The following is a 13,328-nucleotide window of genomic DNA, read 5'->3' as shown; positions in this document are numbered from 1 at the left end:
CAGTACCGTTGCTCGTCGCCCATGTTGCTGTCTTATTGACAATTTTGTGGCGTGCGTCAGCCACTCCCAACTCCCAACTCCCGACTACTAACTAAATCACACCAACATCATATAAGGGTTTTCAATCATCTGTTTCAATGTTTTGAGGAATGAAGCTGCCAAAGCACCATCTACCACGCGGTGGTCAGACGATAGCGTCACCTTCATTATATTTCCTACCTCTATTTGCCCTTCATCGTTTACTACTGGCGTTTGTTTGATTCCTCCTACTGCCAATATACAAGAGTCGGGCGGGTTAATGATAGCCGTAAAATCTTCTACGCCAAACATCCCCAGGTTACTCACCGAGAAAGTACTCCCTTCCCAATCGGCAGGTTGTAGTTTTTTGTCTTTAGCTTTACTTACCAAGTCTTTGGTAGTAGTGGCTACTTGCGAGAAAGTGAGGTTATCGGCAAAACGAACCACTGGTACAAACAAGCCATCTTTTACTGCTACTGCCATTCCTACGTGGATGTGGTTGTTGTAACGAATCTTGTCTTCTAGCCAGTAAGCATTGATTTTTGGGTGCTTTCTAATCGCCAAAGCCGACGCTTTGATAATAATATCATTGAACGACACCTTTACTGGAGCTACTGCATTGATCTGCTTGCGGGCTTTCATAATGGCATCCATTCTTATTTCCATGGTTACATAAAAATGAGGTGCCGTAAATTTGCTTGCTGCTAAGCGTTTCGCAATGGTCTTGCGCATTTGCGATACATTGATCTCTTCGTAGCTTTCGGTGCCCACAGGAGCGGTTGCCACTGCTGAGTCCTGAGCTGTAGGTTGAGCTGCTGGAGTAAAGTTTTCAATGTCCCTTTTAATAATTCTGCCGTGATCGCCACTTCCCTCAATCTGGCTAATATCGTAGCCCTTTTCGCTGGCAAGTTTACGCGCCAAAGGCGAAATCTTGACACGTCCATTGCTATTGTTGTTATTGCTGGCATGGGCAGCTGCTTTATTAGGAGGGGCAGGTGTTTTAGGTGCCGAGCCATTGTTTGAAGTAGCAGGCTTAGGAACCGATGCAGAAGTAGACTTGGTCTCTTCCTGAGCACTCCCACCAGACTTAAACTGGTCGACCAATGCCTGATAGTTGGCTCCTTCTTCGCCTACTACGGCAATCAAACCATCTACTTTTACACTGCCACCTTCTTCTATTGCCACATACAACAAGGTTCCCTCGTCATAAGCTTCCAGTTCCATCGTTGCTTTGTCAGTTTCTACCTCAGCAATAATGTCACCTTCCTGAATGTTGTCGCCTACCTTTTTGAGCCAGCTTACAATCACTCCCTCTTCCATGGTGTCACTCATTTTAGGCATGGTTACCACAGTAGCGTTGTCTACAGTTACTTCAGTAGTGGTGGGAGTACTAGTGGTTTCACCAGAAGGAGCAGATTCAGTGGCAGACGAACTTGCCTGCCCGTTTCCGTTTTCTTCCAACAAAGGCTTATAGTCTTCGCCAGGTGCTCCCAATATAGCCAATAAGCCATCTACAGGAACAACGCCACCGTCTTCTACAGCAACGTACAACAAAGTACCCTCGTCGTAAGATTCAAGTTCCATTGTAGCTTTGTCAGTTTCTACCTCGGCAATGATGTCGCCTTCTTGTATAGTGTCTCCCACTTTCTTTAACCATTTGGCGATAACCCCTTCTTCCATGGTATCGCTCATTTTAGGCATGTGGATGATTTGAGCCATATTATTTTATTTGATTTATAACCAGGCACCTGGTGTTGATTGTGTAGATATTTTTGTTATTTAAGTCAAAAATAAACGTATTATTCACATAATCAAAATTAATTTGGAGCAGGGCAATGCTTTGGGCAGATTCGAGAGAATCAAACCAGTTGAAATAAAATAATATAAAGAGCCATTAGTGCTATTTTTCTTTTTTAAATTCAATTTGTAGTATTTTTGATAAATTGCTTACCTTCATTTGCCCAAAAAGGGGGATGAGAGCCACTAATATTCTGTCAGCTTATTTGGGTCAATTTTGTACCATATTGAGTTATAAACGTTTCACCTGACTCAAACCATTCAACTATATGTTGATTACACCATAACAATCATTACTTATGAAAAACCTTACGTGTCAAAAACATTTATTTTCGTTACCCAACGAAATAAGTTACTTCAACAATGCATATATGGCACCTTCGCTCAAGGTGGTAAGTGCCGCCGGAATAGCTGGAGTTGAACAAAAAAACCGCCCTTATGAAGTATTGCCTAGACACTTTTTTGAAGACACTGACACTTTACGTGCTGAGTATGCCCGGTTGATCAATGTGACCGATCCTCAACGTATTGTAGTCACCCCCTCAGTTTCGTATGGCATAGCCAATGCCGCCCGTAATATTGATTTTGAGCCAGGCGACGAAATCCTTTTGATAGATGAACAGTTTCCGAGCAATGTGTATGTATGGCAAAGGCTGGCCAAAGAGCAAGAACTATCTATAAGAGTAGTGGCACCGCCTGAAGCCAGCGAGCAACGAGGAAAAACCTGGAACGAACGCATCTTAGCTGCCATTAGCCCTCAAACCAAAGTAGTGGCAATGGCGCATGTACATTGGGCAGATGGCACCCTGTTTGACCTAGAGGCCATTCGTCGGCGTACCCGCGAAACCAAGTCGTTGTTGATTATAGATGGTACCCAATCGGTAGGGGCTTTGCCTTTCAACGTGGCCACTATTCAGCCCGACGCCTTGGTGTGTGCCGGATACAAATGGTTGATGGGAGGATACTCGTTGGGGTTGGCTTATTATGGCAAATACTTTGACCAAGGCACCCCCATAGAAGAAAACTGGATGAATCGTCACGAAAGTGAGAACTTTGCGGGCTTGGTCAATTACCAGGAAAAATACCAGGAAGGGGCGCTACGCTACGAAGTAGGCGAGCATAGCAATTTTATTCTCATTCCTATGCTCAAAGCCGCCATTGCTCAAATCAATGAGTGGGGCGTAGCAAACATACAGGCGTACGCCAAAAAACTGACTCAAGACTTGGTAGTTAAGCTTAGAGCACATGGTTGCTGGATAGAGGACGAAAATCATCGCGCAGCCCATATCATAGGTGTACATTTGCCTAGTGGAGTAGATGTAACGCAAGTAAAAGACCTCTTGACAAGCCAAAAAGTGTATGTGTCGGTGCGGGGCAACTCTATTAGAATATCGAGCCATGTGTACAACAACGAGGAAGACATTCAAAAGCTATTGACTTGTTTTGAGCAAGTGCTTAGCTCGAAAGTAGCCACAAGTAATGAGTGATAAGCTACAAGTGAACTTAAATTACCCATAATAAAACAGCCCAAGACTATAACCAGTAGTCTTTGGTTACTCTACCCTACTATTTTTTCGCCTCGGTCTGTGTCTCCACAAATCGCCTCATTACAGCGTCTGGGAACAGTGTTTTTCAAGGTTTCGATCAGCTCGTGGAGACACGAGCTGAGGCGATGACGGTACTTTTGAAAAAAACTGGGAAGAGTAGTCTTTGGTTGTTTCTATATAACCATATAATATCATGTTTGGAAAATTTTTTAAAAAGAAGAAAAATAAAAAAGCACCACCGTTGGTAGACCTTGAGCAACGCCCTTTGCGGGAAGGCGATATTGTAAAAGCCTTACGTTATGATTTGGGAGAGGCAAAAATAGTGGAGGTTGATGGGCACCTACATTATGAGTCGCTCGCCAATGGCCAAAGGGTCATCTGGGTAAAAATGATAGATGCGACCACTAAATTTCAAAAAGTAAAAAAGATTGGATAACAATGTGGCTTTACAAGTGTCAGGAATGAGGAAGTTTATATGGCTAAATTGCGGCATAGTGGTGCGATGCATTGCGAAACAATTTAGCCATCAAGCAATGGAGGAATACAATTGTGTTTTACTTCCCCATTTTACGTTTAAGATTACTTAAGTCACTTTCTATATCTAGTTTGCGAAACTCTTTGTTGAGCGCTATTTCTTCCTCATCTATATCATACTCCAGCATCAAGCGAATAATTTCAGTTTCGGCCACTTCTATGTTTTGCATTTGGGCTATTTCGGTAATTTTAGCTGCCAGTTCGCTCCCCACTATAGAGGCAATCTCGTAGCCTTGCTTTACCATTGCTATCAAAGTATCAAGTATTGTGCGTTGGTTTGCCATTGTATATATCGTTTTGTATTGATCAATCAATAGGTTGTTGAGTGAAGTTAGTCAAAATCTGGCATTCTTTGCGCTTTTCAGAGCTGAAATTTGGGCGGTTTCCTGTGATTGATAGTGCAGGTTAGAAGCCCCAGATTTTAAAGAAATGCTGTGGCAAGAGTAAAATCTCAAGAGCTTATATTCGCCTGGAGGCAAAAGTACATGTATTTACCTGATGTAATAGGCCACCTGTTTTTCTCATTTCTTACGAATGCCAACGTCATATATACCTGTTTTCCTAATTATTTATTGGGTAAAATTAGGTAAAACCCAAGGATTTATCTTTAGGTGGACGATTTTTTCCGTTTTTTTAATTTTCTTTGAAACAACCTTGCATTAGCAGGCACTTTAGTTGTGGGTGTTAAAAGTATTCACTCACCAGTGAGTGTAATTAGTATACAATGAATGAGCACTATTGATCTACAAAAATCTTATTGAATAAAAGACCCCTGGCAATATGAAATCAAGCTTACAAGAAGGAGAAAATGATGGGCGTTTGATTTATCGCTTGCTTGCTGACAATTCAAACGACCTTATTTCGCGTCATACCATTACTGGAGAGTGCTCTTACGTATCTCCCCGTTGTTTTCATTTGCTGGGGTACCGCCCCGAAGAAATGGTAGGTAAAATGCCGTGTGACCTGGTTCACCCAGATGATTTACCTTCGTTGAAAACCAAGTTTGATATTGCGCACCAAAACGAAGGCTATACTACTTTTGTATACCGGATACGCCGCAAAGACCATGAATTTATTTGGTTCAAAACCTTGAATAAGGTAATCAGAGATGCCAAAACCCATGAGATCAAAGAGATACTTTGTGTGTCGAAAGATATTTCGAAAAACAAGAAGTATGAAACTGATATTATAGAAAGCGAAGCTCGGTTTCGGCGAGCCTTTGAGTTTGCGCCCATTGGCATGGCCTTAGTAGATATCCAGGGTAGGCTCATTAGAGTCAATCGGTCGTTGTGTAAAATGCTGAGTGCCAACAAAGACGAGCTAATAGAAGAAATGTTGTATAACTTTGTGCACCCCGAAGAAGGGCACCTGAGCTTTGCCGCCATTCAGCAACATATAGAGCAATCGGAGCAAAAGCACTACCAAACCGAGCTACGTTTGCTTACTCAAAAACAGGGCGTAGTATCAGCTATATTGAGCATGTCGTTGGTGAAAAACCGCGAAAATGCTCCTTTACACTATATATGCCATCTGCAAAATATCACCAAACGCAAACAAACCGAAGAGGCGTTGCTCAACAGTGAACGCTTATACAGAGCCATTGTGCAAACCGAAACCGAGCTGGTTTGCCGTTTTACCACCGATGGGCAACTCACCTTTGTAAACGATGCCTATTGTCATTATTTCAAAAAAACGTGTGACGAGCTGGTAGGCACTACTTTGCTTCCTCCCATTCCCGAAGAAGACCGCAACAAAATTGAGAAGGCGGTTAAATCTATTACACCCGAAAACGAGATAGTTAACCTTGATTTTAGAATAGTACTAAACCAGGAAATACACTGGCACAACTGGAGTTTTTGTGGTATTTTTGATCAAAACTCTGGTCAGTTGATGAGTTATCAGGCGGTGGGGCGCGACATTACCCGAAATAAACGCAATGAGCAACAGCTCATAAAGAAAACCCAAGAGCTGGAGACAGCCAACAAAGAAATGGAGTCGTTTTCTTATTCAGTGTCACACGATCTAAGGGCTCCTTTACGCTCTATTGATGGTTTTTCGAAAATACTGGCAGAAGATTACGCCGAAGTGCTTGATGAAGAGGGCAAACGTTTGCTGGGCATTATCTCTGATAATAGTAAACAAATGGCAGAGCTGATTGATGATTTGCTGGCTTTTTCGCGGGTAAGCCGTAAAGAAGTGGAAAAAAATACTTTTGATATGAGCGAATTGGTCAAAGAGATTATACATGATTTTACGCGCCTGGGCGAACACACCGAGAGTCAGATTACTGTTTATCCGCTCAACCATATCAAAAGCGATATGGCTATGCTAAAGCAGCTATGGATAAACCTTATATCAAATGCCTTGAAGTTTAGCAAAAATAGTTGTCCACCAACGATTGAAATAGGGCAAAAGTACATCAATGGTACTTGTACTTATTATATCAAAGACAATGGGGTAGGCTTTGACATGCGCTATGCCCATAAAGTGTTTGGGGTGTTTCAGCGTTTGCACCGCAAAGAAGAGTTTGCCGGCACCGGGGTAGGTTTGGCAATTGTACATAGGATTGTGACCAAAAACAAGGGTAAAATATGGGTAGAAAGTGTGCCAAATGAGGGTACACAATTTTATTTTACCTTGCCCCCCGAAAGCATAGTAAAGCAAGTGTAGGGTTGTTGGTGGTTACAACCTGATGGGCAGACTTCTTCGAAGGGGCTCAATAAAGCTGATTATCAGGCAGTGATGCAAATTTACTTATTTATTATTTGAACGAACCAATGAACACAGGAACAGATATACTGTTGGTAGAGGACAGTATAAACGATGCAGAGCTCACTATAAGAGCGCTCAAACGCAAAAATGTTTGCAACAAAATTCATCATGTACTGGATGGCGAAGAGGCGCTTGACTTTATCTTTTCGCGGGGTGCCTATACTGAACAGCCTTTTCCGGCAAGCCTTAAGTTGATTTTGTTAGACATAAAGCTGCCCAAAATAGATGGCTTGGAGGTATTAAAGGTGCTCAAGGCGCATGACAAAACCAAGCTGATTCCTGTGGTAATGCTTACTTCCTCAAACCAGGAACCTGACATTGCCGAAAGCTATAAATCAGGGGCAAATAGCTATATTGTAAAACCTGTAGCTTTCGACAAGTTTGTAGAAGCAGTAGTAGATGTAGGCATGTATTGGGTGATACGCAATCAGCCTACCCAGTAAAACCAATGTTGCATTGCTGAAAATAAGTGCTGATTTACAGCTAATTGCTGTATGTAATTATTGTATTATGAGTAGTTTTAGTACACTTGTAACTGATGGCTAATTGCTTACTACTGCTGGCAGCCGTAAACTCAGGTTTAAACATATTATCCTCACTGAACTTAACCTAACATGGATCAAGCCCTTCATATTCTATTACTGGAAGACAATGTATACGATGCTGAACTCATAGAACGTGAGCTGCACAAGGCAAAGCTACATTTTGTGGCAAAACGGGCAGATACTCGGGAAGAGTTGATTACCCACATTTCGGAGTTTGCACCCGACATTATTATTTCAGACTTTAGTATGCCTCAGCTCAATGCTATAGAAGCCCTGGAGCTATTGGCAGAACACGAGCATAAAATCCCTTTTATATTAGTGACAGGGTCGCAAACCGAAGAAGTAGCTGTAGACTGTATAAGAAAAGGTGCCAATGATTATATCTTAAAGCATAGCTTGACCCGTTTGCCTTCGGCAATAAAAAATGCCTTGAAAAACCAAGAGGTAGAGCGTGAAAAACAACTGGCCGAAGAGCAGCTCAAGCACAGCGAAGAGCGTTACAGGTTTGTGGTAGAAAATATCGGAGAAGTCATTTTTCAGACCAATGAAGATGGGGAATTTACTTTTTTAAACTCTGCCTGGGAAACCATCACCGGATATACCAACCTTGAAAGTCTGCAAAAGCCTTTTACTCATTTTTTACATCCCGACGACCGTGCAGTGGTATTTACTCTTTATCAGAAAATATGGCATAATGAAAATATTGGTAAAACTTATGAGGTACGCTTTAAGGCAAAAGATGACCGCGAGTTGTGGTTTGAGATCAATCCCCAGATTTTGTACGATGAACGCAACAACATTATAGGCACTTTTGGTTCTTTACGCGACATCACCGACCAAAAACTGTCAGAGCAGCAGTTGAAGGCCTCCTTGGAGGAGAAAGATATTTTGCTGAAAGAAGTGTATCACCGGGTAAAAAATAACCTGCAGGTAATAGCCAGCATGTTGAGCATTCAGGCGATGTATTTGGACGATGACCAGATGAAAAAAATATTGGAAGATAGCCAAAACCGAATCTTCTCTATAGCTTTGGTGCATCAAAAACTGTATGCCTCTAACGATTTAAGTAGTATTGCGGTAGACGATTATTTTAAAGACCTGGTAGGACAGATTTCGGGCTTGTATGGAGGGTACGAGGTAATGATAGACCTGGACATAGAAAACATCAAACTTGACATTGATACCATTATGCCTATGGGCTTGATCACCAATGAGGTAATGACCAACTCGTTTAAATATGCTTTTGCCGGGGTAGAAGGTGGTCGCATTGAGGTAAACATTAATAAAAACTCCCGCAATCAGGTGGTGTTCAAAATCAGTGACAACGGCAGGGGGTTTCAGGAAACTCCAGACCTCAAACGCCCAAAATCATTAGGAATGCAACTCATTAATTTACTGGCAAGTCAGCTAAATGCAGAACTTACGCTAGAGAACAAAAATGGAGTGACTTATACTTTAGTTTTTACTGCAAAATCTTTAAATTAATTTGTAGCTTCGCTTTCGTTTTGGACAAGGTATTTAATAAATTTCTAATTTAGGAATGGTGGAAAAATAAGTAACTTATTTCGAGGTTGAAAAAGCCGTCTTTAAAAACGAAAAGTTATTTTTTGCCCGTTCCTTATAACAATCAAAAATAATGAAAAATGTATTAAAAGGTCTTTTAATGTTTACTTTGGTCGTTTTGATGGCTTCGTGTGCAGACAAAAACAAGCTCATTGCTAAAGCCTGGGTAATTGACCTGAACGCAGGGAAGGCTGAGGCCGAAAATAAGGAGAAATCGGTATTAGACAAGCTGGGTGATATAGGCAAAGGTCTGGCAGAGAACCTGGTGCTTTTTGAGTTTAAACCAGATGGTACCTTCAGAGCTGGTGGACAAGTGATTGGAGCAAATGCCGGAAAGTGGAAAATTGAAGGCAACCAGGTGAAAATACTAGATGGAGAAGGCAAAGAAGTAAGCGCAATGAACATTGTAAAGCTCACTGAAGAACAACTGGTACTGTCAAAAGAAGGGGAAGAAAAAAAAATATACCTGAAGCCCAAAAAGTAAACACAAGGGCAGCATTTTTATAAAAATATTATGTAACCTTTAGTGCCCAAACCATCTGACAATACTGTTGGGTGGTTTTTGTGTTTTAAGCCAAATTTAAGCATTATTGTTAAACAATGTTACACCATAAAAAACAATGACCTTATGAAATATATCTATAAAGGTGCCTGTATACTTGCCTTAATGCTACTGGTGGTGGCTTGTGCCGATAAAAGTGAACTGATTGCCCGAAGCTGGACAATAGACCTGGACGCTATACAAGCCAATGCCAAGCTAAAAAACGAAGCTGATCGTGCCAAGCTTGCCGAGTCGACCAAAGCCATGAAAAACCTGATAGGTGAGCAGGTTACCTACAAGTTCGAAGCCGATGGTACTATGACTGCAGCCTCCAGTCCTGAATTGGTCAGGTGGAAAGTAGCAGATGGCAAACTGTTGCTCATGACTAAAGATGGAGGTTTTGTAAAAAGGGTCACCATTAAAAAACTGACAAAAAACCAATTGGTACTTGATTTTAAAGATGGTAAACCCATGTACCTGAAAGCAAAAAAATAAAAGGGAATATATGCCTTTCAATACTGTTTGCAAAAACCATTGAACGATTGTTTCAAATGGTTTTTGTATTTTTGTACACGCACCTGTTTAAATTTTCGTTGTTGTGATTTTTTACCCAGTGTGAAAAACCCAAATAAACTATGTCGTATTTTTACAAAATTGAGATGATATGTATGCTTGCACTTGTGGGATGGCTACAAAGCTGTGCAGGAGGAAGCGAGCAAGAAAGAACTACTGTAGTGGGTGAATGGAAAATTTCGCACCAGGCACAGGTAGAGGCAATGTCTGCCGAAGAGCGACAGTTTTACGATAATTTATCCGATGACAAAAAAGAAGAGATTCGCGAAGCTACCCAAATAGAGTATTATTTTCATGCAGACGGACGGTTTGAGAAAATACACAAAAACAGGACAGACACGGGCAAGTGGCAGCTAAGTGCCGATAGAAAGCTGCTGACGATTACTTATGACGATGGTAAAGCACTCAAGTTGGTTGTGAAAAAGCTCACCAATGAGCAATTAAGGGTAGGAACCGATTACGGGATGCGTAGAACCGATATTGTGCTTGAGCCTTATTAAATTTAAGTTCAAGAGATAAACCTGTCAGGGGTTGTTTTTTTGCGCTACTTCTGTCAACTTTGGGATGAAACGAAAACCTCAATAATACACCAATGAAAACTACTTTAATTATTGTATTTACTATCCACATGTTTTTGCTACTGGGTTGTGGCAATGCGGGCAAGCCTGCCAACGATGCCACCCAGACTGACAACGACCGCAATACTGAAACGAAAAAAACGCCTAAAGACAACCAAAAGGCAGCTCCTGAGCAAGTGATTGCTAAAAAGTGGAAAGAGTCGTTTGACGAAATGTATACTCCAGCGCAGCAAAAAAAGTTGGATGAATTTGAGCTTAAAGAAATGAAAAACGCGGCTAACAACTCGTTTTATGAGTTCAACGCAGATAAGACTTACACCATTACCAAACCCGACGAAGTGCCCGGTAAAGGAAAGTGGGAAATGAGTAGCGATGCTAAGAAACTGATCTTACACTCGGCACAAGGACAAAAAGACGAGTTGAGCATAGAAGTACTTACCCCTGGCAAAGTAAAGTTAAAGATAAAAGACGCAGAGGATGTGCTGGTACTGATACCTGCCTGATTTACTATTGTTTGTTCATTCCCTAAATCATTAAATTATGTCTCTAAGTATCAAAAGTATGTTGGGTATTCTATTGGTATCCTGGTTGCCTTTTTGCGAACGCAACAACACTAAAAAATTGTTGGTCAATAAATGGCGGTTTGCCTCCATCAACGAAATAAAAAAAGCGTCGCAGCTAGACCCTAAAGACCTCGAAAAAAACACAAAAGAAGAGCAGGAAGAACTTGATAAAATGTTGCAAGACATTTACAGCAAGGCATATTATGAGTTTACCAAAGATAAAAAATACATTATCAACAAAACACAGTCGCGTGAAAAAGGCTCTTGGGAGTTTGCCGAAGATGGTAAAAGGCTATTACTGACTGACAGCAAAGGAGGAAGCTCTATTTTGTACATCAAGGAGCTTACCAATGCCAAGCTTACGCTGGCCATAGGCAGTGACTCGCTGGGCAAAACTATGACGCTCATCCCCTTTAAATAAAACATGAATTATTAGACAACGAGATGAAAAGAAAGAATGTGTGGAAGGCATGCCTAATGGTATGCTTCAATTTGTTATTGTTAAGCTGTGGTCCCAGTCAATACGAAAATACCCTTGCCAAAAAGTGGAAACCTTCGTTTGACCCTGAAACCGAGATAAAAAAACGAGCAAAACAGCATTATGCTAAAATGGGCAAAAAACACGTAAATAAACTCAAGCAAGGCATTGCCCAAAAAACAGCCCAAATGGTGTATGAATTTAAGCCAGACGGCAAGTACCGCATAGTGTTTGAAAAAGATGGCGAGCCCGAAGTAGGTACCTGGAAAGTGATAGAAGACGGTAAAGTTCTTTTTATTAAATCTGACCGGGGCAAACAGCAAAAAATTACCATCAAAAGCCTCACCGCAAACAAAGTGGTACTAAGCATTGACGAAAACACCGAACTGGTGCTGTTACCAGCTTAAAAACAGTATATACAAAAACCCTCAAGCCTTGGCGTCCCGTCAGGGCTTTTGTATGTTTCGCCAGCACTACAACAAACTCAAAAAAACATTGAACTATGCGCTATTTTATTTTTGTGTGGATCATTAGCTGTTGTGGAGCAAGCTGTACACCCAAAGCGTTTCGTATGATTCGTAAAGCTAAAGTACAAACAAGTGGTTTTACCCAACAACTACAATACGTAAACACTAAGCGTATGATAGTGGTAAAAGCCACCCTCAACAATCAACGTACTTACCGGTTTATTTGGGACACAGGAGCAGGCGTAACCGTGTTGTCGCGTAAGGTGGTACAAGAACTTGGGCTAAAACCACGTGCCAAAATGAACGTTGGCGATTCGCGCAAGCGGCGAAAAACCCTTGAACTGGTAAACATTCAAAACTTTACCCTGGGAGGAGTACAGTTTAAAAACATAGCAGGGCTGGTAGTAGACTATGACAGTACCTCTGTTTTGCCCTGTATTGCTGAAGGAGGCATTATAGGCACCAATATCATAGCCCGTTGCAACTGGACTATCGACTATGCCCGGCAAACATTAATTTTTACCAACCAGCCCTATCACTTGCAAAACAACCCCAAATCTTTTGCTTTTAAAACCGGAAGTACCGGAAGAATCTATTTTGATATGCAAATCAAGGGCAAAACCATTCGAAATGTATTGTTTGACGCTGGTTCATCAGGAGGGTTAGACTTAAGGGTAAGCGATGGGCTCCAAGCCGGGTGGCTCAAGCGTATGCCTTCTACCAAATTGCTTGATGGCACCACCCAAGGTTTGTATGGTACCCGGCTCGACACCACCTATGTACTTGCTCTTGACTCGGTGAAGGTGGGTAGTTTGCCTCCATTGAAGGTTCCGGTAGAGCTTGGACGCTATGTAAACAAAAAAATAGGCAATCGTATTATGCAAAGCTTTCAAGTAAAAATAGATTACTCTCATAAGCGCATGCTTTGGACTCCTACGGCTCCTGTAGCTCTTTGGCCACCAGTTACGGGAGCCCTGTTTAAGCGTTCTGTCAAAGGTAAACTTATCGTAGGGTCGTTGTACTTGCCCTCCGATGCCTCAACAAAAGGGGTAAAACTCAACGATGAAGTAGTACAAATCAATGGCCAGCCCCTGACCAATTTCTTTACCAATAATTGTAGTTTTTACCAGTGGTTTTTTGACGTTTACAACATCAAGGTATTAAAAATTACACTGAAAAATGGCAAAAAAATAAGCTTACATAAAAAGCCGCTTGGCACAAAGCTTTGGTGGCAAAAACAAAAGTAAGCCTTGCCTAAGGTCAGATTATACAGCCTTTGTTCACTATTGATAATTCTTTTTCCTACTTTTGCCCCCTGAAAATTTCTGAGAAAATTCAGCAGAGGTATTTTA

14 protein-coding genes are annotated in these 13,328 nt (G+C 41.5%); 12 read left to right on the top strand and 2 right to left on the bottom strand.

Annotated elements, in window-relative coordinates; all coding sequences use genetic code 11:
* Nucleotides 1–96 precede the first annotated feature (96 nt).
* Nucleotides 97–1,737 (bottom strand): pyruvate dehydrogenase complex dihydrolipoamide acetyltransferase, encoded by a 1,641-nt coding sequence (locus Q0954_RS04200; RefSeq protein WP_299454034.1) that lies wholly within the window; start codon nt 1,735–1,737, stop codon nt 97–99.
* Nucleotides 1,738–2,114: 377 nt separating this feature from the next.
* Between Q0954_RS04200 and Q0954_RS04195 the strand changes: the two genes are divergently transcribed.
* Both Q0954_RS04195 and Q0954_RS04190 read left to right on the top strand, forming a co-directional pair.
* Nucleotides 2,115–3,302 (top strand): aminotransferase class V-fold PLP-dependent enzyme, encoded by a 1,188-nt coding sequence (locus Q0954_RS04195; protein WP_299454031.1) that lies wholly within the window; start codon nt 2,115–2,117, stop codon nt 3,300–3,302.
* A 253-nt stretch (nt 3,303–3,555) separates the two neighbouring features.
* On the top strand, nt 3,556–3,798 hold the full coding sequence (locus Q0954_RS04190; RefSeq protein WP_299454028.1) for a hypothetical protein: 243 nt from the start codon (nt 3,556–3,558) through the stop codon (nt 3,796–3,798).
* 118 nt (nt 3,799–3,916) lie between these two features.
* Here the strand turns inward: Q0954_RS04190 and Q0954_RS04185 are convergent, their stop codons facing one another.
* Nucleotides 3,917–4,180: a hypothetical protein gene (locus tag Q0954_RS04185; RefSeq protein WP_299454025.1), complete on the bottom strand. Its 264-nt coding sequence runs from the start codon at nt 4,178–4,180 to the stop codon at nt 3,917–3,919.
* 496 nt (nt 4,181–4,676) lie between these two features.
* Between Q0954_RS04185 and Q0954_RS04180 the strand changes: the two genes are divergently transcribed.
* The 10 genes from Q0954_RS04180 to Q0954_RS04135 all read left to right on the top strand — a co-directional run bounded on the left by Q0954_RS04180 (nt 4,677) and on the right by Q0954_RS04135 (nt 13,223).
* The gene (locus Q0954_RS04180) at nt 4,677–6,566 is read left to right on the top strand and encodes a PAS domain S-box protein (protein ID WP_299454023.1); all 1,890 of its coding nucleotides are present in this window, start codon (nt 4,677–4,679) and stop codon (nt 6,564–6,566) included.
* 107 nt (nt 6,567–6,673) lie between these two features.
* The gene (locus Q0954_RS04175; protein WP_299454021.1) at nt 6,674–7,111 is read left to right on the top strand and encodes a response regulator; all 438 of its coding nucleotides are present in this window, start codon (nt 6,674–6,676) and stop codon (nt 7,109–7,111) included.
* 171 nt (nt 7,112–7,282) lie between these two features.
* Nucleotides 7,283–8,698 (top strand): histidine kinase dimerization/phosphoacceptor domain -containing protein, encoded by a 1,416-nt coding sequence (locus tag Q0954_RS04170; RefSeq protein ID WP_299454018.1) that lies wholly within the window; start codon nt 7,283–7,285, stop codon nt 8,696–8,698.
* Nucleotides 8,699–8,849: 151 nt separating this feature from the next.
* Entirely contained in the window at nt 8,850–9,260 is a 411-nt protein-coding gene (locus Q0954_RS04165) for a hypothetical protein (RefSeq protein ID WP_299454015.1), read from the top strand.
* A gap of 144 nt (nt 9,261–9,404) precedes the next feature.
* On the top strand, nt 9,405–9,812 hold the full coding sequence (locus Q0954_RS04160) for a hypothetical protein (protein ID WP_299454012.1): 408 nt from the start codon (nt 9,405–9,407) through the stop codon (nt 9,810–9,812).
* 140 nt (nt 9,813–9,952) lie between these two features.
* A complete protein-coding gene (locus Q0954_RS04155) occupies nt 9,953–10,390 on the top strand; it encodes a lipocalin family protein (RefSeq protein ID WP_299454009.1) in 438 nt (145 codons plus the stop codon).
* A gap of 92 nt (nt 10,391–10,482) precedes the next feature.
* Nucleotides 10,483–10,971 (top strand): hypothetical protein, encoded by a 489-nt coding sequence (locus Q0954_RS04150; protein ID WP_299454007.1) that lies wholly within the window; start codon nt 10,483–10,485, stop codon nt 10,969–10,971.
* Between the two features lie 37 nt (nt 10,972–11,008).
* Nucleotides 11,009–11,452 carry a hypothetical protein gene (locus Q0954_RS04145; protein WP_299454004.1) on the top strand — a complete coding sequence of 148 codons (444 nt, stop codon included), beginning with the start codon at nt 11,009–11,011 and terminating at the stop codon, nt 11,450–11,452.
* A 23-nt stretch (nt 11,453–11,475) separates the two neighbouring features.
* Entirely contained in the window at nt 11,476–11,916 is a 441-nt protein-coding gene (locus Q0954_RS04140) for a lipocalin family protein (protein WP_299454002.1), read from the top strand.
* 95 nt (nt 11,917–12,011) lie between these two features.
* Entirely contained in the window at nt 12,012–13,223 is a 1,212-nt protein-coding gene (locus Q0954_RS04135) for a retropepsin-like aspartic protease (protein WP_299454000.1), read from the top strand.
* Nucleotides 13,224–13,328 lie beyond the last annotated feature (105 nt).

It is taken from the genome of uncultured Microscilla sp., assembly GCF_947493425.1.
Taxonomy (GTDB): domain Bacteria; phylum Bacteroidota; class Bacteroidia; order Cytophagales; family Microscillaceae; genus Microscilla.
Note: the sequence above shows the minus strand (reverse complement) of the source record. Positions and strands in the feature narration are given on the sequence as shown.

Bases quoted from the DNA above. Each gene is read 5' to 3' on its own strand.
- Q0954_RS04200 (WP_299454034.1), bottom strand. From the start codon at position 1,737: ATGGCTCAAATCATCCACATGCCTAAAATGAGCGATACCATGGAAGAA.
- Q0954_RS04195 (WP_299454031.1), top strand. From the start codon at position 2,115: ATGAAAAACCTTACGTGTCAAAAACATTTATTTTCGTTACCCAACGAA.
- Q0954_RS04190 (WP_299454028.1), top strand. From the start codon at position 3,556: ATGTTTGGAAAATTTTTTAAAAAGAAGAAAAATAAAAAAGCACCACCG.
- Q0954_RS04185 (WP_299454025.1), bottom strand. From the start codon at position 4,180: ATGGCAAACCAACGCACAATACTTGATACTTTGATAGCAATGGTAAAG.
- Q0954_RS04180 (WP_299454023.1), top strand. From the start codon at position 4,677: ATGAAATCAAGCTTACAAGAAGGAGAAAATGATGGGCGTTTGATTTAT.
- Q0954_RS04175 (WP_299454021.1), top strand. From the start codon at position 6,674: ATGAACACAGGAACAGATATACTGTTGGTAGAGGACAGTATAAACGAT.
- Q0954_RS04170 (WP_299454018.1), top strand. From the start codon at position 7,283: ATGGATCAAGCCCTTCATATTCTATTACTGGAAGACAATGTATACGAT.
- Q0954_RS04165 (WP_299454015.1), top strand. From the start codon at position 8,850: ATGAAAAATGTATTAAAAGGTCTTTTAATGTTTACTTTGGTCGTTTTG.
- Q0954_RS04160 (WP_299454012.1), top strand. From the start codon at position 9,405: ATGAAATATATCTATAAAGGTGCCTGTATACTTGCCTTAATGCTACTG.
- Q0954_RS04155 (WP_299454009.1), top strand. From the start codon at position 9,953: ATGTCGTATTTTTACAAAATTGAGATGATATGTATGCTTGCACTTGTG.
- Q0954_RS04150 (WP_299454007.1), top strand. From the start codon at position 10,483: ATGAAAACTACTTTAATTATTGTATTTACTATCCACATGTTTTTGCTA.
- Q0954_RS04145 (WP_299454004.1), top strand. From the start codon at position 11,009: ATGTCTCTAAGTATCAAAAGTATGTTGGGTATTCTATTGGTATCCTGG.
- Q0954_RS04140 (WP_299454002.1), top strand. From the start codon at position 11,476: ATGAAAAGAAAGAATGTGTGGAAGGCATGCCTAATGGTATGCTTCAAT.
- Q0954_RS04135 (WP_299454000.1), top strand. From the start codon at position 12,012: ATGCGCTATTTTATTTTTGTGTGGATCATTAGCTGTTGTGGAGCAAGC.